This window comes from Candidatus Merdisoma sp. JLR.KK011, assembly GCF_036941125.1.
Lineage (GTDB): Bacteria > Bacillota > Clostridia > Lachnospirales > Lachnospiraceae > Laedolimicola.
Map to the genome: position 1 here is coordinate 1,483,010 of NZ_JAYWSZ010000003.1, position 24,366 is coordinate 1,507,375.

Genomic DNA, 24,366 nt, shown 5'->3' on the forward strand with positions numbered 1-24,366 from the left:
TTTTTATGTTAAAAGGGCATTCGGAAACGTCCCTTTTTACCAAAACCTTTGCCGCCCATCATGCCGGGCATCTGTTTCATCATCTTGCGCATCTGGTCAAACTGCTTTACCAGCCGGTTGACCTCTGCAATATCCACCCCGGCGCCTCTGGCAATGCGGCTCTTCCGGGACAGATTCAAAATCTCCGGATTAGCCCGCTCCTTTGGAGTCATGGAGAGGATAATCGCCTCAATCTGAGCCATCTTCTTCTCGTCAATGGCATCCTCTAAGCCCTTTAGCTGGCTGCCCATGCCGGGCATCATGGAGAGAATGCTTGTCAGCCCTCCCATCTTGCGCATCTGGTTCATACTTTCCAGATAGTCGTCAAAGCCGAACTGGGCTTTTTTCAGCTTCTGGGTCATGGCCTTGGCCTTTTCCTCATCCACAGATTCCTGGGCTTTCTCGATGAGCGTCAGCACATCGCCCATACCTAAGATCCGTGAGGCCATGCGGTCTGGATAAAACTGCTCCAGGTCGCTTAGCTTTTCTCCCATACCTACGAAGAGGATAGGCTTTCCGGTCACTGCCTTGATGGACAGCGCGGCTCCGCCTCTGGTGTCTCCGTCCAGCTTGGTGAGGATAACGCCGTCTATTCCAATCTTTTCGTCAAAGGTGCTTGCTACGTTTACTGCGTCCTGGCCGGTCATGGCGTCTACGGTCAAAAGGGCCTGGTCAATCTCCAGATTGGCCGCTATCTCCTGAAGCTCCGCCATCATGTCCTCATCTACGTGAAGACGGCCCGCAGTGTCCAGAATCAGTACGTTGAAACCGTTCTTCCTGGCGTGCTCATAGGCTCCCCTGGCAATGTTCACCGGCTTCTGGTTCTCTCCCATGGTGAATACTTCCACGCCCTGCTTTTCTCCGTTTACCTGAAGCTGCCTGATGGCAGCCGGGCGGTAGACGTCGCAGGCGGCCAGCAAGGGCTTTCTTCCCTTGGCCTTGAGCTTCCCGGCGATCTTGGCCGCTGTGGTGGTCTTGCCGGCGCCCTGAAGGCCCATCATCATCAGGATGGTTACTTCATTGCCGCCTTTCAGCTTGAGCTCTGTGGTTTCGCTTCCCATGAGGCTTATCATCTCCTCATGGACAATCTTAATCACCATCTGTCCCGGAGTCAGGCTGTTCATCACATCGGCTCCTACAGCACGTCCTTCCACGGACTTGATGAACTGCTTCACCACCTTGAAGCTTACGTCAGCCTCCAGAAGGGCCATCTTTACTTCCTTCAAGGCTGCCTTTACATCTGCCTCGGTGAGACGGCCTTTGCCCCGCAGGCTCTTGAATACATTTTGCAATTTATCGGATAAACTTTCAAATGCCATCTACAAATTCTCCAATATGTCCTGTAGCTGCCGGATAAGCGCTTCCCTGTCCGGCTCTTCGGTATCTCTTAGGGAGCTCTCTATCTCTTCTATCCTGCTCTTGATCGTCAGAAAACGCTCTACCAGGTGGAGCCTGGCTTCGTATTCCTTAAGAATCCGGCTGCACCGCTTGACCAGATCGTGAACCCCCTGGCGGCTGATACCCTGCTCCTGGGCCACTTCGCTGAAACCATAGTCGTTGAGAACCACGTCCTCGTATATCTGCTTTTGGTGCTCCGTCAAGAGCTCTCCGTAAAAATCATACAGCAGTGTCTGCTCCAGAATTTTTTCCATGCTTATCACCTGCCTGGATTATCTTACACGAAAAAAGCACGTGTGTCAAGTGTTTTCTCTTGACAATATTTTTCCCGGAAGTTTTAAGGGTACTGTTCACACATAACTGTTTTGCGAGGGATTTCCTACATTTTCCTTACTCTTTTTATCTCAAATTCTCCCCATTCGCCTCAATTACTTCCCGGTACCAGAAAAAGGATTTTTTCCGCACACGCTTCCAGGTGCCGTTCCCCTTGTCATCCTTATCCACATAAATGAAACCGTACCTCTTGGACATCTCTCCTGTAGTGGCGCTTATTAGATCCACACACCCCCAGGGCGTATATCCTATCAAATCTACACCATCCTCATCCGCAGCGTCCATCATAGCCAGGATGTGAGCCTTTAGATAATCAATCCGGTAATCGTCCGCAATTCTTCCATTTTCATCCGGCTCATCCCGGGCTCCCAGACCATTTTCCACAATAAACAGGGGCTTCTGATAGCGATCATAAAGCGCATTCAATGTAATGCGAAGTCCCAGGGGATCGATGGGCCATCCCCACTGGCTGCATTCCAGATAAGGATTTTTCGCCGAGGCAAATACATTCCCTCCCGAGGCCTCTCCCTGGCCGTCAGCCCGGACGCAGCGGCTGTTGTAATAGGATAGGGAAATAAAATCCACTGTATGTTCCTTCAGTATCCTTGTGTCCCAGGGGCCCATTTCTAATTGGATGCCTTTCTGTTCCAGCAGCTTCTTTGCATAAGCCGGATATTCCCCCCGGGCCTGTACGTCAATGAAGAAATAATTTTCCCTATCCCGTTTCATGCTCTCCCACACATCCTCCGGACGGCAGCTGTAGGGGTACACGCTTCCTGCTGCCAGCATACATCCCACCTGGTATTCCGGATTGATCTCGTGGGCCAGCTTTACTGCATAGGCAGAAGCAGTCAGCTCGTTATGAGCCGCCTGGTACTTAACCGCAAGCTCATTCTCTCCCTGTTCAAAGCGGATTCCGGCTCCCATAAAAGGAAGATGCATCAGCATATTGATTTCATTAAAGGTAATCCAGTACCGCACCTTGCCCTTAAAATAACGGAAAACGGCATCACAGTAATTGAGATAAAAATCAATGACCTTCCGATTGCGCCAGGAACCGTATTTGTCCACAAGGTTCAGCGGAATATCAAAGTGGCAGATAGTCACAACCGGCTCTATGCCGTATTGCAGCAGCTCGTCAATCAGCGCCTCGTAGAACTTAAGCCCCTCTTCATTAGGCTTCGTCTCTTCCCCTGTGGGGAAAATCCGGGACCATGACAAGGAAAAGCGATAACATCGAAAGCCCATTTCCGCAAAGAGTGCAATATCCTCCTTATAATGTCCGTACAGATCAATGGCCTCTCTCCCCGGGTAAATGGAATCCGCCGGCAGCTCCCGGTAATCCATACGCCCCTCCATCACGGGCATCCGGTTCTCCCCATAAGGAATCACATCCACAAGGGCCATGCCCCTTTTGCCTTCCTGCCAGCCGCCTTCACACTGGTTGGCGGCCGTAGCGCCGCCCCACAAAAAATCTTTTCTCATATAGTCTCCTATTCCAGTTCCGAAAGTTCCCTCTCAGCACACCTTTATGAAATCAATTTCCAGACACCAAAAACAATACACAACCTACATAACACGCAGCAGTAAGTCTCCTGCCTGGACTTTCTCTGCCTCGGTAGGCTCCACCAGCTCAAACTCGTCGGAATTTGTCACCAGTACAGGTGTCACCAGAGAATAGCCTGCCTCACGAATGAGCTTCCTGTCAAACTCCAGAAGCTTCTGCCCCTGCTTCACCTCTTCGCCTGCCTCCACAAAGACTTTAAAGCCCTTCCCGTCAAGCTGTACCGTGTCCATTCCCACATGCATCAAAAGCTCCAATCCGGTCTTTGTCGTAAGGCCGATGGCATGCCCTGTGGGAAACAGGGCGGAAATCCTTCCGTCTGCAGGCGCATAAAGCACGCCTTCCTCCGGCTCAATGGCTGCGCCCAGTCCCAGGACGCCGGAGGAAAATGCTTCATCCTTCACCTCCGACAGCTTCACAATCTTTCCATTCAAGGGACTTGCAAGCGTAATCTCCTCATCCTTTGCCTTTGCAGCCGCCTTCGTCTCTGTCACCGCAGCCGTCTTCTCCGCCTCCTCAGGTTCCTTATCCTTATAAAACAGCATGGTAAGAAAAAATCCCACTGCCATGGATATGGCAATTCCCACCAAGGCCACAATCATGTTTCCCATGGTTCCGTCCGGGTTCATCATATTAGGCAGCTCAAAGATACCCATACCGCCCAGAATAAATTTCCGGAAGTTGAATTGTCCGTAAAAAGCTCCTCCGATGCCGCCGGCAATACAGCTGATAATAAAGGGCTTTTTCAAAGGCAGCAAAATACCGTATATAGCCGGCTCCGTCACACCGAAAATGCCGGAGATAAAATTGGGAATCGCCATCTCCCGAAGCTTCTTATCCTTTGTCTTAAAGAAAATCGCCAATACCACCGCAGAGGTTGCAAAGGTACATGCAAAGAACGGCATCATCACATTGTCATAGCCCAGCGTCATTACATTGTTGATGTAAACGGGAATAAAGCCCCAGTGCATGCCAAAGATAACAAGTATCTGCCAGGTAAAGCCCACAATTCCCCCTGCAAGCAGCGGACTAAAGCTGCGGATCCCCAGTGTAAGCTCTGAAATCAAGGTAGATCCGAAGGCTGCAACCGGCCCCAGGAAAATCACGGATACAGGCAGTGTGATCAGCAGAGTCAGCATAGGCACAAAGAAAAACTTTACCAGATCCGGAATGATCTTATTAAAAAATTTCTCACATTTGGACGCAAACCACACTGCCAGGATAACGGGAATCACCGTTCCCGTATAATCCATGGAAATAACAGGGATGCCGAAAAAATCAATGTAAACCGGGGAAGCAAACATGGTTCCCTCCAATATGCTGTACATAGGTTCCAGTCCTGCCGAGAGGGTTCCTGCCTGGATGCCCGGGTAGCACATGGCGCCGCCGACAGCCAGGCCGAGCATAGGCTTTAAACCGAACTTCTTTGCCGCCGTATAACCCAGAAACAAGGGCAGAAAGGTAAACAGAGCGTCTCCGGCTCCATTGATAATCAGATATCCGCCGCACTCGGCGCTATACAGCCCCAGAGCCACAAACAGCGTATTTAAGCCCTTCAGCATACCGCAGGCTGCCATAATGCCAAGAATAGGCTGGAAGATGCCGGACACCACGTCAATGGCCCGATCAAAAAACCTTCCGGATTTCTGTTCTGCCGCCGGAGCAGTTCCCTCCTTTAAATCAATCAGCTCCATCACATCCTCAAATACCTCCGGCACATGGTTGCCGATAATCACCTGGTACTGTCCGCCGCTCTTCATTACGGTCACAACGCCTTCCATGGCTTTAAGCACCTCGTCTTTTGCAATGTTCTCGTCCTTCAGCGTAAAACGAAGCCGCGTAATACAGTGTACAAGTCCTAAAATATTTTCTTTTCCGCCGACATTTTTTACAATCTCTTTTGCCAGCTCATGGTATTTTCCCATAGATATTCCCTCCTTCATTTTTTCAAGGATCACTGCGAAGCTTCCTGTCAGCTATATTCCCATCTTCTTTCCCCGGGCGATGGGCTTTGGCCTCCTTTTGTTAAATCGAATATAGCATAAGCGCCCTTTTCCAGCAATGAATGGAAAAAGGATAGTTTCATCGTTTCAGAAATCGTCAAAAAAGAACCCCTGTCTTTGTAACAGAGGTTTTCCTGGTAGTCCGTTGTAAAGCTTATAGCGGAAGATACTGCCGGGCAATACGATCCTCCGGCTTTGCGTCAAAGAGATACAGCGCTGCCACAAACAGCCACTCCAGGGGCTTCATAATCAAATAGATGATATCGGCTGTCAGCGGCGTGCGGATATGCCTGGAAATGGGATAACCGCAGGTATCATAAAACTTCCGCACTGCCCGGTGAAACCTGGGTGTGCGCTCCTCCAGCAGCTGCTCAAAGGCATTGGCTACACAGAGCTGGCGGTTTACCATGATCTTACTGCCCCTTCGAAGTCCAAGCCTCTGGGGCTTCACCAATTCCCGATGGCCCTGCATGGCCACGGTACACAGATAATGGCTGTCAATGAGCACCTCCGGCGGCGATACCCTGGCAGACAAGGCCCAGTCGCTTGTCTCTGTAAAAGCCCGGATAACGCTGTCCGGCCGCTGTCCGAATAACAGCAGCGCCGAAGCGATGATGCAAAGCAGCGGCAGTGTTAAGAGCAGGGCATACAAGGCCCAATGCTCACTTTCTCCCAGAATGCGGCTGCAGTCATTTAAAAAAGGGGTTTTATAAGGCCCAGGCTCTTCCCCCGTCCCAGCCCCTTGCTGCTCTGCTCTCTCGCTCTGCACCCTCCTGCTCTGCCCCTTTACTACCCGGAGCAAAAGATGCACCGACAGCAGAATATAATTAAAGGGAACCAGCATCATCAAAAGAATATCTCCGGGAAATGTGTTTCCAAAGGGCACATCTGCCGCAGCTCCCCCAAACAACTGCACAATCACCAGCAGATTCACCATAATGCCAAGATACACTCCCGCCATGGAGAGCACGGCTGCCAAAGGCGGCGCCGTATCCTTTTTTGATTTCAGATAGGCATAGGAAATCAAGCCTACCGCTATCAGCGCCAGTATGCTCAGCATATGCTCACCGGAGAGAGGCTCATGAAGGGAAGACATATCCTGATTTATCTGAATGCTTTCCTTCCAGCCTCTGGGATCCCAGAGACCATAAAGCAGAAAGCTGTAAAGGATGCCTACGCCAAATAATACAGCTTCAAACTTCCCTGTATGTTCCCGCTGAAGCAGCAGATTCTGAATATTCCAGACAGTAAGCAGAGGGCCTGGAATCAGCATCAGGCCAAGGAACAGAAGAAACAGCAGCAGATACCCCATATGTTTGCACCTCTTTCTTTTCAATGTAGAACATGATTCCCTTAAAACCGGAAAAAGCTCTATATCTTCCTGTTTTTTATTATACCTCTGATAACTTCATTTTTCAAAAAATTTTTATTGATTTTCAATAAAATCCGTTCTTTTTCAATTGTCAAGGACTATTATTTTTTTTATTTTCCACTTACTGCGTATAGAAACATAGCTGCTGGAAATCTTTTTAATAACAGGAAACAGCACAAACAATCTAGGAAAATCCTTACATAGATTTTTGTTGCGGTTCTTAAGACAGCAAGGAGGACTTTCGCGGGATGGCATTAAACAAGGTGGAAATATGCGGAGTAAATACGGCTAAGCTCCCTCTTCTGAAACAAGAGGAAAAGGACGCACTGTGGGCGCGGATCTCACAGGGGGATAAAGAAGCACGGGAACTATACATCAAGGGAAATCTGCGGCTGGTTTTGAGTGTGATTAAGAGATTTTCTGCCAGCAGTGAAAATGTGGACGATCTGTTTCAGATTGGGTGTATCGGGCTTATGAAAGCCATTGACAATTTTGATGATAAGCTGGGCGTAAAGTTTTCTACTTATGCAGTGCCGATGATTATCGGGGAGATCCGAAGATATCTGAGAGATAACAATTCCATTCGTGTGAGCAGGTCTCTTCGCGATACGGCTTATAAAGCGATTTATGCCAAGGAAGAGCTGATGCGGAAGAATTCTAAGGAGCCTACGATTAGCGAGATTGCAGAGGAGATTGGGATTCCCGATGAGGATATTATTTTTGCTCTGGATGCGATTCAGAGCCCGGTGAGCCTTTATGAGCCCGTTTATACAGAGGGCGGAGATACGCTGTATGTAATGGATCAGATTAGTGACAAGAAGAATAAGGAAGAGCTCTGGGTGGAGGAGCTCTCACTCTCGGAGGCTATGAAGAAACTGCCGGAACGGGAAAATTATATTATTAATCTGCGGTTTTTCCAGGGCAAGACGCAGATGGAGGTGGCGGATGAGATTGGGATTTCCCAGGCGCAGGTCAGCAGGCTGGAAAAGAATGCTTTGAAGAATATGAGAAATTATTTGAAGATTTCTTAAAAAACGAGAGAGGTTTAAAATATAGAAAGACGGCAAGAGTCTGTGGAGCAGGCTCCTGCCGTTTCCTGGTTTTCGAATCGGAATTTCCGCAGTCACAGTCAGGATGGTATTACTTCAATTCTTCTATTAATGCGCCGGTGGCAAGACTGTAGGAGCTGGCTGTTCCGTTCTCGGAGAGGATGTAAAAGGTTTCGCCTATGAAGGTGCCGCGGGTCCGGTTCCAGGTTTGAGTGTCATCTGAGGGCTTTAATCTTAATTTTTGGATGAAAGCACCGTTTTCGTAGGAGTAGACGAGATATTCCTTCCAATAGCTGCCGCGGCTGCTGCCTTCGGCTTCGAAGCCTATGATGTTTTCAGTGGTGTCAATGAGAAGAGCATGGTGATCCCATAAGGCTTCGCTGTAATTATAATCCTTAAGATTCAGCTTCGCCCGCTCTTTCGGGGAAGCCGGATTGGCAATGTCGAACATGGACAGCTTCATGCCTTCTTCCCGGCCTGTTTCTTCGTCGACTTCCATTCCGATTCCCAGGAGCAGATTTTCTCCGTAGTAATGGAGATATTCGGAAAATCCGCTTATCTTCAGTTCGCCCAAGACTTTTGGGTTCTCAGGGTCGGACAGATCCAGAGCAAACAGGGGATCCGTCTGACGGAAGGTGACGAGGTAGCCGGTGTCTCCTAGGAAACGGGCGGATTTGATGTGTTCGCCTTCTGCTAAGCCCTCTATTTTTCCTTTTATATTGAGAGAGCGTCCCAGAACGTACAGAGCGTTGGTTTCTTTGCTTTCTCCGTAGTCGTAGCCAAGGACCCCGCCGGTGCGGTCATCGGTTATTTTTCGAGCCTGGTATTCCTGGACGGTTGTGGCAATTCTGAGGTCGCCCTGGTATTCGTCCAGGGAAAAGCTGTTGTCTGTACGTCCCGGGACTTCACCCTCTGCCTGGGCGTAGAACCGGCCTTTTAAGTAAGAGAAACGCAGAATCTTGGTTTTGTCAAGGACAGGGCCTTCCTGCAGGGGTTCTTTTTCGTAGACAGACTGATAATAGGTCATGTAAATGTTTTTCCGGCTTACATAGCAGTCGCCGGATCCGGCCAGAACAGCCCGGGTGTCCGCAAATTCTGTGGGATTGGAAAGATCAATGGATACCAGTACCAGGAAACTGCTTCCTTCCACATAGTCCGGGCAGTATATTTTGTCAGCGGACAGCTTGCTGCCGTCCAGGGTGGGTATATAGGCATCATAGTCTTTTTCTCCCTCTCCCGGCATTGCTGTAAAGGAGCTGATTCCATAGAAGAAGCCTTCGGATATCCGGGAGCTCTCGCAGGTTCCCTGGAGGGTGAAGGTTTTCTGTTTCTTCGGACTGCTCTTGTCTGCAATGTCGTAGATGGTGATCTCATGGTAGGCCCTCTGCAGATCTGCGCCGCAGACTGCCAGATCCTCTGCTTCTTTGACGCCTTCTTTTTTTGCCATGGAAACAGTGTCTTCCGTTTCGTAGTATTTATTTTCTATGGTAATGATGAAATCCTCCCACAGATAAAATTCTTCCAGGTTCTCAAATCCCTCCAGAAAGGCTGCTTCTTTAAGACCGTCCTTGGTATCCAGGATCTGAATGCCCTGTTCTTCTCCCTCCGGCGCGCCGTCCTCTTTTTTTATCTGCTTTCTGGCTATCTGGTACAGGTAACGGCCGTCGTTTTTAATGCGGTCGGCCTCGTCAACTCCGGCTGTCTGTATATTGGTCCGGCCAAAGGCTGATTCAGCCTCGGCATCCTTGACTGCCTCCTGTTTTTGCTCCACTGTCGGAGCGGCAGAATTGCCAGCCGTATCATAGGAGGCTTCTCTTCTTGCTTCATAGGCTAAGTCCTCCTGGTAAGACTGCCAGCTTTCGGAGAGACGGGCATAGATTTCCTCGTAGGTCATCTCTGGGAGGTTTAAAAGCTCCTGCTCTTCTTTTGGGGCCTCCGGCTGCCCCTGGGGATTATTTATTTCTACTTGGGGAAGAACCTTCACATCCAGGTAATTTTTTTGAGACAGAAGGCCTAAGGAAGCAATATGCAGTAAAAGTCCGGCTATCAGAAAAAAGCTGGCTGCGGCAGCCAGAGCCGGATACAGGCGGCCTTTGCGGAAGTACTGCTTTCTTGCATGCTCTTTTAAGGTTTCCTGCATCCATTCCGGAGCCAGGCCGGGCGGAATCTCTAGTTTCTTCCCTTTTTCACGGATTTTATTTAAAATTTCTTCTTCTTTCTTCATTTCTGCATCTCCTATTTCCAGTTCCGAATGTCAATATCACTTATGTAAGCTCCGATTCCAGCTTTTTGAGTGCCCGGCGGTATTTGGAGCGGACAGTGCTGTGGTTTTTATTCAGCAGCCGGGCGATTTCCTCCCCTTTGTAGCCGCCGAATACGGTAAGGGCTACGATCAGGCGTTCCTCTTCCTCCAGTCTTCCAAGAAGCTCTAAAACCTCTGCCTGGGAAGTGAGGCTTGGCTCATAGAAGGGCTCCGGCGCTTCCTTTCGAATTCCCCAGCGGTTTCGTTTCTTTAAGCTTTTCTTACAGCGGTTTACCAGGATTCGGAAGATCCAGGGGCGGAAGGCTTCCTTGTCTTTCAATCTATGAAAATTCTCATAGGCGGCCAGCGCTGTCTCCTGAACTGCATCCTCGGCATCCTGGGCATTGCCCATGTAATAATAAGCCAGGCGATACATGTCTTGATAAACTGCCTGGTACTGCTCCAAAAAGCGTTCCATTTCCTCCCACCTCACTTGTTCTTGAAATGCATTTCTAATAATATAGAGTCTCTGAATTGTTGAAATGTTGCAGAAAAAAAAGAAATTTGTACAAAAAACATAAAATTTCTTCTATGAAATTAACATAGATCCCATTCTTATTCAAGTAATATCCTTTTTGAGAAATTTCTCATAAGGGATACAAAAAACCGGAGCAGGCGCCTGTCTCGTTTCACAGGGGCTTGCTCCGGCTCTGCGCCGCATATTTTCTTTTCAGGGATTTCCTTATATGTGATTCCGTTTGATCAGGATGTTATTCACTTTACTTTAACATCCACAATCTGTTCCGGAATCTCAACACTGCTTCCTTTATATGCCGCCCTGGCTTTGGCACGCTTCACCTTCAGCGTTTCCGGCGCTGCCTCCAGCCGGGCACGTGTAAACCTTCGCTCCTGCAAGAGGAGCTGCTCCTTTTTGGCGCTTTCAGGGCTCTCTGCCTTTTCTGCATGTTCTGCCGGAATATTTTCCTTCACGCTGCCTGTCCCAGGCTCTTGTACTTTTCCTTCCTTTTCTTCGGTATGTTCCGCCGGTTCTTTCTCTTTGCCGCTCTCCTGGGTATCCTTGATTCCAAGCTCGGCTTCCTTTAATTCCTTGAGTTCCTTCTCCACTTCCTGTTTCTCTGCTTCTGTTGGAAGCTGGGCATACTGGCCGCTCTCTACAAATTTTCTTACGGTCTCTTCCACTGCCATATTCTTCTGGAGCTCCTGCCACATAATTCCAAGCTTGGCTCCCTCGGGTATGGCCGGATTATTTTTCACATTGTTTACGACGCTTAAGGACGCTGCCACACGCTCCGTCCTGACCTGCTGCACTTCTTCCTTCGTCTTGCAGCTTTTCAGCTTCTTTTCATAGCTTTTCTGCTCGGCTTCGATGGCTTTTACCTTCTGGTACATCTGGGGATCGTGCTTCTCCAGATACGCCATCTCCTCCTGGGTCAGCTTTTTGCCTGTGGCCAGCTTTGTGCGTATCTGAGAAGAAAGCTTGGCGGAGCCGTCCGCCTGCGCTTTGCGAATCTCCTCGGCCTGACGTGCTGTGGGATCCGTCAATTTTGTGCTTCCGTCCGCAGTAAAGTCATTGTCCGCCTTTTTCTTCTGCCACTTCAACTGCATTTCCATATTTTTTGTATATACGCCCAATGATTGTATTGCTGTAAAATCCAAAAACTACACCTCCCGTTTCTTGCCTCTATCTTCACAAGCTTTACACTTCTTTATAGTTATATCGGCAGATAGTCTCGATTGGCTAACCTTTAATTACAGCAAATGGATGGTTTCTTCTCTATTACCCTGCATTTATGGACTGATAAATATCACAGATTACAGAAACACATTTTTCAATCCCAATCAGGCTGCTGTCCAGGCACAGATGGTAATTCTTTGCAAGGCCCCATACCTGGTCCGTATAATATTTATAATGGGAAGCCCTGCGTTTATCCAGCCGTTCCATTTCTCTGACAGCCTCATCATAAGACACACGGTTTCTTTCCATAAGATGCTTTGCCTTATATGCTTTTTCCGCATGAATATAGATATTCAGACTGTTTCCTGTTTCTTTCAGAATAGAATCCGCACAGCGTCCCACGATCACACAGGGTCCTTTTTCTGCAAGTTCCGTGATGATTAGCAGCCTGCTCCCCTATGGTATGTCCGCCGCTTCCGCATTGCCGTCCGATTGTAATAGCCTGACCTGCCATAATCCATTACCTCCCTGCTGTTTCTTTTTGTCCCTTATTCTCAAAAATACGTTTCCAGAATACTTTCACTGTAATCAATGCAATAATTCCAGACAAAGCGTCAGAAAACGGGCCTGCCCATAAAATTCCTTCCACCCCCATTGTATAACCTAAAATCAGCATAGCAGGAATCAACAGGATAATCTGCCTTGAAAGGGTAAGCGCCGCAGCTGGAATCGGCTTTCCGATTGCCTGAAAAAAAATACCTACAACTGCGCCCGACGGGATCAGAAAACAGGCAAGCAGATAAATGCGGAAACATTTTACCGCGAATTCTACATAAAGGTCTGATTCCTGGCCAAAAATACCGATGATCTGCTCCGGGAAAACCTGGAAGATAAACAATGCCGCAAACATGATTGCGGTACCCAAAATAAGCGACCATTTCAATGTACTTTTAACACGGTCATGCTGTCTGCTTCCGTAATTGTATCCAAGAATCGGCTGCACGCCGCTTGCAATCCCTAATGTAACCCCGGTAATCAACTGGCTGACCTTCATCGTGACACCCAACGCTGCCAATGGAATATCAGCTCCATATTTAGAAACCGCCCCGTACTTTACCAGCATATTATTCATAATTGCAATAACGAACACCGAAGCAATCTGTGAAATAAGGCTGGATGTTCCAAGAGAAGCGATGTTCCCCACAACCCTTACATCCGGGATAAAATATTCTTTTTTTATTTTAATTGTCTTAAATTGAAACAAACAGATAATAAAGTAAAGCGCATTCAATACCTGCCCCAGTATCGTTGCCCATGCAGCTCCTTTTACGCCCCACCCACATACAAAAATAAAAACCGGGTCAAGAATCATATTTGCAGCGCATCCGATCAGGAGACCGGCCATGCTTATCTTCGGTCTGCCGTCAGCACGGATCGGACTTCCAAAAGCAGAACAGATGATTGAAAAGGGAAATCCAAGTACAATGATCCGTCCATAGTCCAGCGCATAAGGAAGTACGTTATCCGTAGCCCCAAACAGCCGGCAAAGCGGTGTCAAAAACAATTCAAACAAGATCATCAGGACAATTCCGGTTCCAATGACTATCGCTACCATATTCCCTATGCCTTTTGCAGCTTTTTCCGGTTCCTTTTTCCCAAGGTGCAGGCTCATAAAAGCTGCCGCCCCGTCCCCAAACATAAAGCCGAGGGCCAGCATAATCGTTGAAATCGGCATAATTACATTCGTTGCCGCATTTCCAAGATATCCTACCCCCCTGGCCGATAAAGACCTGGTCTACCATGTTATACAGTGAATTCACCACAATGGAAATAATACTTGGCACTGCATAACGCATCATCAGTTTTCCAACCCTTTCTGTGCCGAGAGGGTTGATTTTCGTTATTGCTGCTTCCATTTTCTACCTCCCGGTTTTATAAATCTGCTGAGTGGGTATCCGGCATCTTATCCATACCCGGCTCCCTTTTCTGTCAGCTTCATATTCTTCTGCATTTTCTTTAACACATCTGAAAAAATCTCTAACTTCTCTTCCCCGATACCTGCCTTTCTTTTTATTGTCAGCACTCATATTTTTTGAGTGCTAATCTTTGCAATACATATTAAACCACACTTGCTCTTGAAAGAGAAGTGAAAATATGGTATTATCAATGACAAAAACGCAATAATGGAGGTGGAGTCCATGAATACAGACCGGTTAAAAAGTTTTATCCAGGCTGCCGAAAACCTGCAGGTGCTTCTTACTCTTGCCAGGGCAGGGTATGGCTGTTCCTTACTATTCGCTTTCACACAAAAAAGCGGTATGGATACCGGAAAGCATCCATATCGCTTTTCAATCTTTCCCTTATTTTATTTACTAAAGACAACGAACTTTACTCATTTGCAGGCGCTGCATAATTGCTCTGCACAGCAGCAGGAAGTTCATCATATTGTACCTCTTTCCATTCAAGAACACCTCGGATCGGCATTACCGTTAACCGGATAAAAGCTCCCTCTTTCAATTCCTTTGATGCTCCGAATGTAATGTCTTTTCCTTTTCCATTCTCATCGTAAGAAAATAAAGTGTATGAGTAATCCATACTTCCGCTAAAGTTAATTACACCGCCTTTTGATTCGGTCTGTTCTATTTTACTGTTATCAATCTGTGAATAGTAGTACGTGCTGCCAGTTCCCGAAAGGAACCACATACAAAAACCAATAAAACCTACAACAATTATTACAACTACCGCAATCCCGATAGACAATTTTTTCTTCATTCCTATATCCTCCTCTTACCAGCCTTTTTTTGTTATTGTTTTTTTGTGCTTTTTTGCTGCCTTGACCGGCACGTTTTCTTTTGCCGTGAATACGAAAACAGCAGTAATCATCAATACGGCAGTCATGCTAAACAGACAGATTAACACATTCCAATGTACAGCCGGATCGTAGCTTCTGTAACTGATTAAGCCTAAACTTGCAGTAACAGGATAAACATTTGCTAATGCAGCATTTCCAGAGGCAAACATACCGCCATAACCATAAACAAAAGCAATAATTGTTCCGATCATATGTCCGTTTGGTATACGGGCAGCGAATGCAATAACAGGCATGACACCAATATACAAAAACAGGCAGTTAAAAATAATCTGAATAAATGTCTGCAAGATTGATGTTACAGAAATTCCCGGAAATCCCATCATCAAATCAGCGATTACCGTAAATGCTGCGCTTACCAGTCCAAAAAACAAAGAAAGCAATGCACATACAAGCAGCTTCCCCCACAACAAACTGCTATATGAAACAGGTATCGTCAAAATACTTTTCAGCGTATCATCTTTTGCTTCCCTTGCTATGATATATCCGGCAATCAAAACAATACACATGGGAAAAATCATGGTAACATTGTTTTTGATCACTTGTTCCGTAAAGAAAGAAAATGTCCAGACTGTTCCGTCCAATGCGGTTGTGGAAAAAAGCGTCAGCAGGACGGAAAGCAGCATCAGAAAAACACCTGCCCATATCATATGATACCGCTTTAATTTCCATATTTCGGTCTTAACCATGCGAAACATATCATTCATCTCCTCTCTTTTTATACATATAATCAACCAATATAACAGAAAGCAAAGCAATAACGGCTAAAATAATGATTGTCTGAAATGTAGTCGGAATTAAATATTCCAGCATCCCCACGCCGTCCATAGCTCCATGTGCAGTTAAATCCCCTGCACTCCAAAGGGTTGTAAACGGAATCGGCATTAACCAGCACATCACTTTAGGCAGTGCGCCAAAAGATGATTCGGCTGTCAAACTTAGGACACTGTAAAAAACACATAATAAAACAGAAAATACATAGTTCTTACTAAAGAACACTACAAGAACGACTAACGGCAGTGTCCCGGCGGTAATAAATACACCCATTTCCAGCGCAAAAAATAATCGGTAAGCAATACTGTTTACTTCTGCAATCATCCCGCCGCAAAGGATTGATATCAATGCCGATGTCAGACTAAAAACACTCCCGAAAAAGAACAGGACAATTATTTTTGCCAAAATCATCTGTGTGCTTGTGACAGGGATTGTACGCAGGTTTTTAAACGTATCATTATCCCGTTCCATAAAAAAGAGCATGGCTGCCATCACTCCGATCACGCATGGCAAAAGAAGTTCTACCCCATATCCCATAACACACTGAAAATAATCATTAAAAATATCTATTTTGCTGTCATATTGTCCTGCTGCCTGGGGCATAGTCATCAATGCTGTCAGCGGCACTGGAAATAAAAACGCCGAAAGAACAACCAGCCATATAAATTTTTTTCGCTTCAATTTCGAAAACTCACAAATAACAAGTTTAAGCAATCCCTTCACCCCCTGTTACACGTTTGAAGTAATCTTCAAGACTTTCTTCTGAAGTTACGGCTTCCGATACTTCCAAGCCATTTTCTACAAAAGCAGTAACAATTTTTCCTATTGGTAAATCAAGGTTATGCACCTGTATCTTGTGGTCATCCTGTATGGTAAACCGGCCTTCATGGAAGGTACGCTCTAAAATTCTTGCTGCCTGTGCCGTATCCGAAACAGCAAATCGGATATGTTTGCTGCTCTTTGCTTCCAGCTGCGCAAGACTTTCTTCTTCCAGCAATGCGCCGTGGTCAATAATGCCTATATCATCAGCCAATAATGCAATTTCAGAAAGGATATGGCTGGAAATCAAAATTGTTTTTCCACGCTTATTGCAGAGGTCACGGATAAAGGAACGGACTTCTGCGATTCCAATCGGGTCAAGACCGTTAATCGGTTCGTCCAAAATCAAAAGCTCCGGGTCGTGCATAATGGCAAGGGCAATCGCCAGCCGCTGCTTCATGCCAAGTGAATATTGGGAAAACAGCTTCTTATCTTTATAAGGCAGACCAACCAAATCAAGTGCGTTTTTAATTGCGCTCCGGTTCGGCACCCCCCGCAGAGCAGCAAAAATGCGCAGGTTTTCCGTAGCGGTAAGATTCGGATAAAATCCGGGGGATTCAATCAGACTGCCAATACGGGGCAGCAGCTTCTTTTCATTTGCCGCCAAAGGCTTTCCCCAAATCGAAACTTCCCCGGAAGTCGGTTGCGTAAGTCCAAGCAGCATTTTCATTGTCGTCGTTTTTCCGGCTCCGTTTCTGCCAAGCAGACCATAGATACGCCCTTTCTGAACATGGATATTCAGATTGGCAACACTTTTCTGTATTCCATATTGTTTTGTAAGATTTTTTGTTTCAATTACATATTTGCTCATTACGAAACCTCCTATTCTAAGTCGCTGTGCGACAGCACTAAAGGATAAAGCTGCTTCGACACACCGGTAATGAGAGAAACTTTTATTCGAAAGGACTCTCATAAAAGTTCCTCTCGTGCGCCTTTGCAGCTTTACCGTCCAGCAGAAATTTTTTCTAATAAATACTTGACATTTCTTAGCTGGACTTTTCATATCTGCTATTCTATCACGCCAACCTTGCAGAAACCTTGCACGAACCTTGCATTAACCTTGCATTTAAAGAAGCAACTCTCTGAAAAAATAAAATCCCCGCAGGACGGAGATTCTATTGCCACCATAAAACAGTGCTGATTCATTCTGCCAGTGGGAAAAGCAGGATAAAAACGGTTCCCTCTCCCGGCGTGCTTTCCACTGTTATTGTTCCATTCAATTTGGCTGCAAGCTGATGTACGATAGACAGACCAAGTCCGCTGCCTTTTTCAGACCGCCCTTTATCGCATTTGTAAAGCCGCTCAAAAATATGTTTCAAATCCTTCTTATCAATCCCTACTCCATTATCAGACAAAAGAATTTTTATATTCCCTCCCTGCCCTGATAAAGAGATTTCTATTTTATCCGCATGGCTATGGGAAATCACATTTTGTATCAGATTGTTTAATATCCGCATATATCCATCCGGATCCATCTGCACCCGAAATGGCTGCTCCGGAATGTTCACTGTAAAATCTATCTGCGTATCTTCAAATATGGGGATCCAATCTATCAGTATGTTCCGTGTCAGTTCCGTTAAATCAACAACAGATATATTCATGGAAAATTCATTTGAACCCAGCTTGAACCAGTCAAAAAGCACATCTATATATTCTTTTAAATCGTGGGCTTTCCGGCGGGCTGTTTCTATATAATCATCACGTTCTTTTCCATCAACAATCCCTTTATGTGCAGCATCCAAATATCCAATCAGTGTGGTGAGTGGTGTCCTTACATCATGGGAAAGACTCGTCATAAGCTGCCTGTTGGTTTCTTCTGTTTGACGATAGGCAGAAAGCCTGTTCTCGTAGGACAGGATAATATCGTTGATTGCATAAGCAAGCGGAGCCACAAGTTCATGTGTCTCCGATAAGATACGCCTGTTTCCATTTCCGTTTTTTACATCTTTCAAAACATCAGACATTTCTAATAGCTGCTTTTTCACACGTTGGACTATAAAAAAAGCCCCGCAAACCGAAGCAAACGCAGCACCCAGTGCAATCATTGTAACTGCTTCTGTATACAATATTCACACCTCCCTATTGAAACGATAGCCAATCCCCTTCACGGTCTGTATATACCGTGGATTGCCCGGATTCTCTTCTATCTTTTTCCGCAGACGGCTGATAATTGCCATAATATTGCTGTCATCATAGACATAATCTTCTCCCCATACATTCTCATAAATTTGCTGCTTTGTCAGTATCTTTCCCTGATTTTTTGCAAGAAACAACAGTAAATCAAATTCTTTCGGCGGCAGTTCAAAATCACCATTTACCGCATGGATAGAACGGTTATTAAAGTCAATAACCAGCCCGTCAAAATCAAATGTCTGCAGCTGTCCGTCTTTGGGGTTAAAGCGAGTATAGCGTCTAATCAATGATAGAATACGGGCAATCAGCTCGTCCATGTCAAAAGGTTTTGTTAGATAGTCATCAGCCCCCGCCCGTAAACCGCGCACTTTTGAAGCACTATCATTTTTTGATGTAAACATCAGGATTGGCAGGCTGCTTTCTTTTCTGATCTGTTCCAAAGTTTCAAAGCCGTCAAAGCCGGGCATCATGACATCCAATATGACAAGCTGGTATTCTTTTTCTTTCAGCTGCTGCAGACCGGATTTTCCGGAATGACAGCAGTCGGCTTCTATGCTTTCCTGTAAAACACTCTGCTTGATTAGTACACAAAGTTCCTTGTCATCATCTATAATCAAAATCCTGTTCATGATTGACATTCCTCCGTTTATCAAATTACATATCCATATGCCGAGATTACAGCCGCATTATAATTATATGTGGAAATTTTGGCAATGACAAGTACCTAAAATTGCATTGTGGAATCCCACTCATTCATTCTGTCCTTTTGTCAAACAAAAAAGCCCTGCATGATACAGAGCCTTTTCAAAAACAAATTTGTTAAAGCTTGTTCTGATATGCCAGACAGCGCTCTCTGCCATTCTGTTTCTGGATGCCCTGCGCCGGGCTCCCGGGCTTTTGCTTCTCATCCCGGCCGGAGCTTTCCTTGCAGTCCTTGGCGTATGCTCTTTCTATCTTCTTATTTCCCTTCTTCAGAAGCAGAAAAACATGGAAGATTACCTTCTGACCAAGCATGAGGACTGCCTGGTGCATGGCTCTCTTATCTGGAATTCCACCGAGCTTCTTTTTTACCAGACCATCCGGGAATCCGCCAATCGGAGCAGGCAGATGAAGATTTTGAAAAAGCAGGCCCAGTACCTGGCGCTGCAGAACCAGATCAATCCCCATTTTCTCTACAATACGCTGGAATGCATCCGCAGCGAAGCCCTTATCCACAAGGTAGATACGGTAGCAAATATGACGGAGGCCCTTGCTACCTTCTTTCGTTACACCATTTCCGATCTGGACCGGCTTGTACCTGTCTCTGCGGAGCTTGACAACATCAACAATTACTACACCATCCAGCATTACCGCTTCGGCAGCCGCCTGTCCCTGAAAATCGATATGGAGGGAGACACGAACCAGATTCCGGGGCTTTACATCCCGAAGCTTACCCTCCAGCCTGTGGTGGAAAATGCTGTTTTTCACGGGATTGAAAAGAAGGCCGGGGCCGGCGAGGTGGTGATTCATTTTATTCTCACCCAGCAGCGCCTTCTGATACAGGTGTCGGATAACGGCGTGGGAATGCCGCCCCACACGCTGAACACCCTCAACGACCGCCTGGCACGGAATATTCCCTCCAGCGACACGGAAAAAGGAGGGATTGCCATCAGCAATGTAAATGAACGGATCAAACTGCTCTTTGGGGATATCTATGGAATCTATATCCGAAGCATACCAGGGGAGGGCACGGATGTGAATATTACTCTTCCGATTGTCCGCAGCAAGGATGAGGTGACCGATTGAAGAAGGAAATATTACGGATGGAGCATGTGTCCACACAGGATTCAGCCCTGTCCAACCTGGATGATTTTAATATGAATCTTTTTCAAGGGGAGACGGCGGCCATTGTAAAGCTGAACGATGTGGGCGTAGACAAATTGATGGAAATCCTGTGCTACAACCGGCCTATCTCCTCCGGACGCATCTACATAGGGGAGCAGCTGGTGAACCGGCATGATTACAGCAATTTTACCAGGAACCGAATCAGCATCGTGGATCGGAACAGCAAGCTGATCTCGGATCTCTCGGTGATTGACAATATTTTTCTGTCGCCGGTAAAGTCTACCCGGTTTATGATCCGGAAAAAGCAGCAGCTTCGGGAATTTCTCTGGCTGTGCAATGAGTACGGGCTCTCCTCCGTTCTGGATGCGGACAGCAAGGAAATCACCATCTTCCAGCGGTGTGTTATTGAAATTCTCCGGGCCGTGGTGTCGGAGGCTAAGCTGATTATCATAAGCCAGCTGGAGGAGGTTTTAAGCAAAAGCCAGTTTGCGGCTGTGAAAAAGCTTCTGGAACAGGTGGCGCGGCATCAGTTTGCCGTTCTTTTTATCTGCTTTCCCCACCAGTATCTTTCCCACAGCTGTGACCGGTGTCTCTTTATTCACAATGGCCATGACGTAAAGGTGACAGACCGCCATAACCAGTATGCTATGCGCAGCCTCCTCTCTGACTATATCTCTGTTCCTGCCCCTTGTACCAGGGAGCGGACGGCGCCTCCTCTGCTGCAGGTCAGCCATCTGTATCTGGAGACCTTCTATGATCTGACCTTTTCTGTAGCGGCAGGGGAATGTATCGGAATCCGGGGACGGGAGGAGAAGGACTTTCTTCTGTTCCTTCAGCTTTTTCAGCGGATAAGGAGGCCGGATATCGGGAAGATTGTATTTGAAGAAAAAGACTTTTACCAGTGTCCCCCATCACCTAACAGTATCCTGATTGTTCAGAGGGATCTTGCTAATACAATGATGATGAATGAGCTGAGTTATCTGGATAATCTCTGTATCGGCCTTAATCTGCGTCTGAACACGCCTTTTCGCTCCAAACGTGTTTTGAAAGGGATTAAGAAGAATGCCAGGGAAACGGCCGGGAATCTTGTGGATGCCAGGAGTATTGAGTTTCTCACTAAGGAGCAGCGGATCTGGCTGCTTTATGAAAGGCTCTGTCTGCTGCATCCCAGGCTTGTGATTTTTAACTGTCCTTTTTCGGAAAATGATCTGGCCATTAAGAAGTATATTGCCGAAATCATTAATTTGCTGAAAGGAAAAGGAATCGGGGTTGTTATCTTGACGGTGGAAAATTGTGATTACCTGAATGTTTGTGATTGGATTTTATTTTTTTAATACTGACATTGACTGTCTGATTTTTTGTGTTATACTTACCTTCAATGAACAAGAGGAGGCGGATATGCAGGAAAGCAGATTGTTTCAAATTTTGTATCATTTGCTGCAGCATGGCCAGACTTCTGCTCCGCAGCTTGCCAGGAAGCTGGAGGTGTCTGTGCGGACCATTTACAGGGATATTGATGCCCTTAGCGGCGCCGGTATTCCGGTTTATACAGAGGCCGGAAGGAATGGCGGGATTCGTTTGATGGAGGATTTTGTGCTGGACCGGGCGGTGCTGTCTACCCAGGAAAAGCAGGAGATTCTCTCTGCCCTGCAGAGCCTGGCGGTGGTGGGACATGATTTTGAGCTGGGGATTCTGGAAAAGCTGTCCGGGATTTTTCAGGTTTCTTCGGAAAATTGGTTTGAAGTGGATTTTTCCAGGTGGTGGGAACCGAAGCGGCAGAGTGATTCGTTTTCGCTCTTGAAGTCGGCCATTCTGCGGTGTAAATGCGTGCGGATCTCTTATGCCAATTCTTATGGGGCTTTGAGTGAACGGACGGTGCAGCCCTTAAAGCTGGCTTATAAGGGAGCGGCCTGGTATCTCAAGGCCTTTTGTACCAGGAAGCAGGATTTCCGGATCTTTAAATTGAACCGGATTCTGGATCTGGAGGTTCTGGAGGAGGGCTTTGTGCCTCGTGCTTTTCCGGACGGGGAAGAGACTTCGGATGCTGCCTGCGCGCAGATTACACTTCGCTTTCCAAGGGAGCTGGCTTACCGGGTCTATGATGAGTTTGACCGGGAGTACGTTACCCAGGAGGAAAACGGAACGCTTCTGGTGTCTGCTTATATGCCTGCGGACGCATGGCTTGTGAGCTTTCTTTTGTCCTTCGGGGATCAGGTGGATGTGATGGAACCGGCTTATCTGAAGGAGATTCTGGCCAGGCAGGGGAAATTAATTTATGAAAAATTTAAAACCTGACATAATATGTCATGTTTTCGGGCTTATACTGTATGTAACAAATGCAAGATAACCTATATTCAACGAGTTTCCCATCCATGCATTCCTTATGGATAAGGGTTCTCGTCCAAGAATGCCCTATGAAAAGAATGGAGAAATATTATGGGAAGACCAGCTTCAAAATCGGATTTACTCACTGCCGCCGCTGTTAACTTTGAAAAACTGAATCAGCTTATTTCTTCGCTTACTGAGACTGAGCAGGCAGCGCCCTTTGACTTTTCGAATGATGAGAAAAAGAAAGAGCGTCACTGGAGACGGGATAAGAATCTTCGGGATATTTATATCCATCTCTATGAATGGCATCAGCTTCTTCTTCGCTGGACTGCCGCCAATGAAAACGGGGATCCGAAGCCTTTTATTCCACGGCCCTATACCTGGAAAACTTACGGGGATATGAATACGGGCTTCTGGAAAAAGCATCAAGATACTCCTTTGGAGGAGGCCCGGGAGCTGTTTTTCAAGTCGCATAAGGAGGTTCTGCAGCTTGCAGAAAGCTATTCTAATGAAGAGCTTTTTTCAAAAGGCGTTTATAAATGGGTGGGCACAAGCACACTGGGCTCTTACTTTGTCAGCACCACTTCCAGCCATTATGACTGGGCGATGAAGAAGCTGAAGGCGCATAAGAAGAATTGTAAAAGCCTTGCAGCAGTATCTGACAACTAAATACATGTAAAATCAGAGAGCATCAAAATTTAGCGGTGCTCTCTGAAATCCGTATATCTTCCCGCCAATCTCCACTCTGCCCATTTCTTCTCCAATTCCCACACCATTGGCGCAAGTGTAATAAATCTATCATCTTCTCCACGGCCGCTTTCTCCCAAGCCACCCTTTTTCTCTCCAATAGTCCGCATCCACTGGATTCCAGTCTCTTTTCTGCAGCAGTCTCATAATATAAAAAAAGCATTTTGTCTTGAGGGTGGGCTTCACCCTGCCTTGATTCCTTTGAATTTTCCGTGCCAGCGCAGTTGTCTTTGCTTCTATACGCCTTTTTAGCTTGGGCTTTACCCCTTCCCAGGATACTGCCGCTACGCCTGCGCCGTACCGGTAGGTCTTTGGAATGCCCCAGTAGAAGGTACTGTCTGCCATATCCTTATTGGCGCTCTTCATTCCTCCTCCAGCAGCAGTTGAGATGCAGACAGCCTGCTTTTGAAACATCCGCTCCTCCGGGCGGTGAACCATCCAGCGATAACCGTAATGATCTAGAAAGCTTTTCATCGCTCCCGTCACATGATATACATAGACCGGACTTGCCAGGATAATTACATCTGCATTGTCCAGGGCTTCTGTAATGGGCTTCAAAGTCTCATAGTGAGGACACATGTCTTCTGATTTTCCGAAACAATTGGTGCATCCGATGCAAAAAGCGCCGAAATCCCTTGGCAGGAAAAATTCCGTGACATCGCCATTCAGTTTTTCTGCAAGCATTTCTGCTATGTGATAGGTGGAACCCTTGTGGCTTTGGCCATGGATGATGGTAATCTTCAAACTTTCCCCTCCTTCACAATCTCCAAATCATACCCCAAAGCTCTGACCATACTGTAAAACAGCTTTAAAGACGGACTGTGCTCTTTATTCTCGATGCGGGAAATCGCCTGCTGCTTATTCCCTGTCAGCTTTGCCAGCTGGCTCTGGGACATTTTCTGTGCTTTTCTTAGGCGGATGATTTCATCAATCAACTCCTTCTCTTTGTCATAAGCAGTAAATGTAGGCGCCGGCATGTCTTCCTTTTGTACCAAAGGAATCTCTCCTCTTTCGATCTCAACTGCCTCTAAAAGCCCTTGCATGGTATCGTCAAAAAAATCTCCCATGAACTATCCTCCTTCAAAATTTTTACCACGGCTTTAAATGCCTTTTTCTCGTCCTCCGTCAAATATAAAAGTCCTATTCATACTTTTTGATTCCTTTCTTGTTTTATAG

The 24,366-nt window shown here is 46.6% G+C and carries 24 protein-coding genes; 5 read left to right on the top strand and 19 right to left on the bottom strand.

Annotation, left to right across the window (positions count from 1 at the left end):
• Window positions 1-8 precede the first annotated feature (8 nt).
• From ffh to VV089_RS08095, 5 genes are all read right to left on the bottom strand, one after another.
• Window positions 9-1,358 carry a signal recognition particle protein gene (ffh, locus tag VV089_RS08075; protein ID WP_334335536.1) on the bottom strand — a complete coding sequence of 450 codons (1,350 nt, stop codon included), beginning with the start codon at window positions 1,356-1,358 and terminating at the stop codon, window positions 9-11.
• A complete protein-coding gene (gene ylxM, locus VV089_RS08080) occupies window positions 1,359-1,691 on the bottom strand; it encodes a YlxM family DNA-binding protein (protein WP_172540374.1) in 333 nt (110 codons plus the stop codon).
• A gap of 145 nt (window positions 1,692-1,836) precedes the next feature.
• Window positions 1,837-3,255, bottom strand: a complete 1,419-nt coding sequence (locus VV089_RS08085) for a 6-phospho-beta-glucosidase (protein WP_172540373.1) — start codon at window positions 3,253-3,255, stop codon at window positions 1,837-1,839.
• Window positions 3,256-3,339: 84 nt separating this feature from the next.
• Entirely contained in the window at window positions 3,340-5,259 is a 1,920-nt protein-coding gene (locus VV089_RS08090; protein ID WP_334335537.1) for a beta-glucoside-specific PTS transporter subunit IIABC, read from the bottom strand.
• Between the two features lie 232 nt (window positions 5,260-5,491).
• Complete coding sequence (locus VV089_RS08095) at window positions 5,492-6,649, bottom strand: DUF6688 domain-containing protein (RefSeq protein WP_334335538.1); 1,158 nt, start codon at window positions 6,647-6,649, stop codon at window positions 5,492-5,494.
• A 308-nt stretch (window positions 6,650-6,957) separates the two neighbouring features.
• Here VV089_RS08095 and sigG point away from each other — a divergent pair, with 308 nt between their 5' ends.
• Window positions 6,958-7,740, top strand: coding sequence for an RNA polymerase sporulation sigma factor SigG (sigG, locus tag VV089_RS08100; RefSeq protein ID WP_334335539.1), 783 nt, complete (start codon window positions 6,958-6,960; stop codon window positions 7,738-7,740).
• Window positions 7,741-7,849: 109 nt separating this feature from the next.
• On the opposite strand, the gene VV089_RS08105 is transcribed toward sigG, so the two are convergent.
• The 12 genes from VV089_RS08105 to VV089_RS08160 form a co-directional block, all read right to left on the bottom strand.
• Window positions 7,850-9,982, bottom strand: a complete 2,133-nt coding sequence (locus VV089_RS08105; RefSeq protein ID WP_334335540.1) for a beta-propeller domain-containing protein — start codon at window positions 9,980-9,982, stop codon at window positions 7,850-7,852.
• 40 nt (window positions 9,983-10,022) lie between these two features.
• Window positions 10,023-10,478, bottom strand: coding sequence for an RNA polymerase sigma factor (locus VV089_RS08110; protein WP_334335541.1), 456 nt, complete (start codon window positions 10,476-10,478; stop codon window positions 10,023-10,025).
• A gap of 296 nt (window positions 10,479-10,774) precedes the next feature.
• Window positions 10,775-11,677 carry a hypothetical protein gene (locus VV089_RS08115; protein ID WP_334335542.1) on the bottom strand — a complete coding sequence of 301 codons (903 nt, stop codon included), beginning with the start codon at window positions 11,675-11,677 and terminating at the stop codon, window positions 10,775-10,777.
• A 121-nt stretch (window positions 11,678-11,798) separates the two neighbouring features.
• On the bottom strand, window positions 11,799-12,098 hold the full coding sequence (locus tag VV089_RS08120) for a cytidylate kinase-like family protein (protein WP_334335543.1): 300 nt from the start codon (window positions 12,096-12,098) through the stop codon (window positions 11,799-11,801).
• 118 nt (window positions 12,099-12,216) lie between these two features.
• Window positions 12,217-13,431: an MATE family efflux transporter gene (locus VV089_RS08125; RefSeq protein WP_334335544.1), complete on the bottom strand. Its 1,215-nt coding sequence runs from the start codon at window positions 13,429-13,431 to the stop codon at window positions 12,217-12,219.
• A gap of 653 nt (window positions 13,432-14,084) precedes the next feature.
• On the bottom strand, window positions 14,085-14,468 hold the full coding sequence (locus VV089_RS08130) for a YxeA family protein (RefSeq protein ID WP_334335545.1): 384 nt from the start codon (window positions 14,466-14,468) through the stop codon (window positions 14,085-14,087).
• A 15-nt stretch (window positions 14,469-14,483) separates the two neighbouring features.
• On the bottom strand, window positions 14,484-15,263 hold the full coding sequence (locus tag VV089_RS08135; protein WP_334335546.1) for an ABC transporter permease: 780 nt from the start codon (window positions 15,261-15,263) through the stop codon (window positions 14,484-14,486).
• A gap of 1 nt (window position 15,264) precedes the next feature.
• Window positions 15,265-16,053 (bottom strand): ABC transporter permease, encoded by a 789-nt coding sequence (locus VV089_RS08140; RefSeq protein WP_334335547.1) that lies wholly within the window; start codon window positions 16,051-16,053, stop codon window positions 15,265-15,267.
• The gene (locus VV089_RS08145; RefSeq protein ID WP_334335548.1) at window positions 16,046-16,969 is read right to left on the bottom strand and encodes an ABC transporter ATP-binding protein; all 924 of its coding nucleotides are present in this window, start codon (window positions 16,967-16,969) and stop codon (window positions 16,046-16,048) included. Before VV089_RS08145 ends, VV089_RS08140 begins: the two co-directional genes overlap by 8 nt.
• Window positions 16,970-17,300: 331 nt before the next feature.
• A complete protein-coding gene (locus tag VV089_RS08150) occupies window positions 17,301-18,203 on the bottom strand; it encodes a sensor histidine kinase (RefSeq protein ID WP_334336226.1) in 903 nt (300 codons plus the stop codon).
• Window positions 18,204-18,227: 24 nt separating this feature from the next.
• Complete coding sequence (locus VV089_RS08155) at window positions 18,228-18,920, bottom strand: response regulator transcription factor (RefSeq protein WP_334335549.1); 693 nt, start codon at window positions 18,918-18,920, stop codon at window positions 18,228-18,230.
• 190 nt (window positions 18,921-19,110) lie between these two features.
• Complete coding sequence (locus VV089_RS08160; RefSeq protein WP_334335550.1) at window positions 19,111-19,305, bottom strand: hypothetical protein; 195 nt, start codon at window positions 19,303-19,305, stop codon at window positions 19,111-19,113.
• Between VV089_RS08160 and VV089_RS08165 the strand changes: the two genes are divergently transcribed.
• From VV089_RS08165 to VV089_RS08180, 4 genes are all read left to right on the top strand, one after another.
• Entirely contained in the window at window positions 19,279-20,076 is a 798-nt protein-coding gene (locus tag VV089_RS08165; RefSeq protein WP_334335551.1) for a sensor histidine kinase, read from the top strand. The two genes, VV089_RS08160 and VV089_RS08165, sit on opposite strands and share 27 nt — an antisense overlap.
• Entirely contained in the window at window positions 20,073-21,449 is a 1,377-nt protein-coding gene (locus tag VV089_RS08170; protein WP_334335552.1) for an ATP-binding cassette domain-containing protein, read from the top strand. Before VV089_RS08165 ends, VV089_RS08170 begins: the two co-directional genes overlap by 4 nt.
• A gap of 31 nt (window positions 21,450-21,480) precedes the next feature.
• On the top strand, window positions 21,481-22,410 hold the full coding sequence (locus tag VV089_RS08175; protein WP_334336227.1) for a helix-turn-helix transcriptional regulator: 930 nt from the start codon (window positions 21,481-21,483) through the stop codon (window positions 22,408-22,410).
• A gap of 141 nt (window positions 22,411-22,551) precedes the next feature.
• On the top strand, window positions 22,552-23,112 hold the full coding sequence (locus tag VV089_RS08180; RefSeq protein ID WP_334335553.1) for a ClbS/DfsB family four-helix bundle protein: 561 nt from the start codon (window positions 22,552-22,554) through the stop codon (window positions 23,110-23,112).
• A 129-nt stretch (window positions 23,113-23,241) separates the two neighbouring features.
• On the opposite strand, the gene VV089_RS08185 is transcribed toward VV089_RS08180, so the two are convergent.
• Together VV089_RS08185 and VV089_RS08190 are read right to left on the bottom strand one after the other, a co-directional pair.
• The gene (locus VV089_RS08185) at window positions 23,242-23,934 is read right to left on the bottom strand and encodes a flavodoxin family protein (RefSeq protein WP_334335554.1); all 693 of its coding nucleotides are present in this window, start codon (window positions 23,932-23,934) and stop codon (window positions 23,242-23,244) included.
• On the bottom strand, window positions 23,931-24,257 hold the full coding sequence (locus tag VV089_RS08190) for a helix-turn-helix transcriptional regulator (RefSeq protein WP_334335555.1): 327 nt from the start codon (window positions 24,255-24,257) through the stop codon (window positions 23,931-23,933). Before VV089_RS08190 ends, VV089_RS08185 begins: the two co-directional genes overlap by 4 nt.
• Window positions 24,258-24,366: the final 109 nt, after the last annotated feature.

What these genes read in the sequence shown, in the direction of transcription:
- VV089_RS08180 (WP_334335553.1), top strand. Translation starts at nt 22,552, where the DNA reads ATGGGAAGACCAGCTTCAAAATCGGATTTACTCACTGCCGCCGCTGTT.
- ffh (WP_334335536.1), bottom strand. Translation starts at nt 1,358, where the DNA reads ATGGCATTTGAAAGTTTATCCGATAAATTGCAAAATGTATTCAAGAGC.
- VV089_RS08105 (WP_334335540.1), bottom strand. Translation starts at nt 9,982, where the DNA reads ATGAAGAAAGAAGAAGAAATTTTAAATAAAATCCGTGAAAAAGGGAAG.
- VV089_RS08160 (WP_334335550.1), bottom strand. Translation starts at nt 19,305, where the DNA reads ATGCTTGGTCAGAAGGTAATCTTCCATGTTTTTCTGCTTCTGAAGAAG.
- sigG (WP_334335539.1), top strand. Translation starts at nt 6,958, where the DNA reads ATGGCATTAAACAAGGTGGAAATATGCGGAGTAAATACGGCTAAGCTC.
- VV089_RS08095 (WP_334335538.1), bottom strand. Translation starts at nt 6,649, where the DNA reads ATGGGGTATCTGCTGCTGTTTCTTCTGTTCCTTGGCCTGATGCTGATT.
- VV089_RS08155 (WP_334335549.1), bottom strand. Translation starts at nt 18,920, where the DNA reads ATGAACAGGATTTTGATTATAGATGATGACAAGGAACTTTGTGTACTA.
- VV089_RS08190 (WP_334335555.1), bottom strand. Translation starts at nt 24,257, where the DNA reads ATGGGAGATTTTTTTGACGATACCATGCAAGGGCTTTTAGAGGCAGTT.
- ylxM (WP_172540374.1), bottom strand. Translation starts at nt 1,691, where the DNA reads ATGGAAAAAATTCTGGAGCAGACACTGCTGTATGATTTTTACGGAGAG.
- VV089_RS08135 (WP_334335546.1), bottom strand. Translation starts at nt 15,263, where the DNA reads ATGTTTCGCATGGTTAAGACCGAAATATGGAAATTAAAGCGGTATCAT.
- VV089_RS08150 (WP_334336226.1), bottom strand. Translation starts at nt 18,203, where the DNA reads ATGATTGCACTGGGTGCTGCGTTTGCTTCGGTTTGCGGGGCTTTTTTT.
- VV089_RS08085 (WP_172540373.1), bottom strand. Translation starts at nt 3,255, where the DNA reads ATGAGAAAAGATTTTTTGTGGGGCGGCGCTACGGCCGCCAACCAGTGT.
- VV089_RS08130 (WP_334335545.1), bottom strand. Translation starts at nt 14,468, where the DNA reads ATGAAGAAAAAATTGTCTATCGGGATTGCGGTAGTTGTAATAATTGTT.
- VV089_RS08110 (WP_334335541.1), bottom strand. Translation starts at nt 10,478, where the DNA reads ATGGAACGCTTTTTGGAGCAGTACCAGGCAGTTTATCAAGACATGTAT.
- VV089_RS08165 (WP_334335551.1), top strand. Translation starts at nt 19,279, where the DNA reads ATGGAAGATTACCTTCTGACCAAGCATGAGGACTGCCTGGTGCATGGC.
- VV089_RS08145 (WP_334335548.1), bottom strand. Translation starts at nt 16,969, where the DNA reads ATGAGCAAATATGTAATTGAAACAAAAAATCTTACAAAACAATATGGA.
- VV089_RS08090 (WP_334335537.1), bottom strand. Translation starts at nt 5,259, where the DNA reads ATGGGAAAATACCATGAGCTGGCAAAAGAGATTGTAAAAAATGTCGGC.
- VV089_RS08125 (WP_334335544.1), bottom strand. Translation starts at nt 13,431, where the DNA reads ATGCCGATTTCAACGATTATGCTGGCCCTCGGCTTTATGTTTGGGGAC.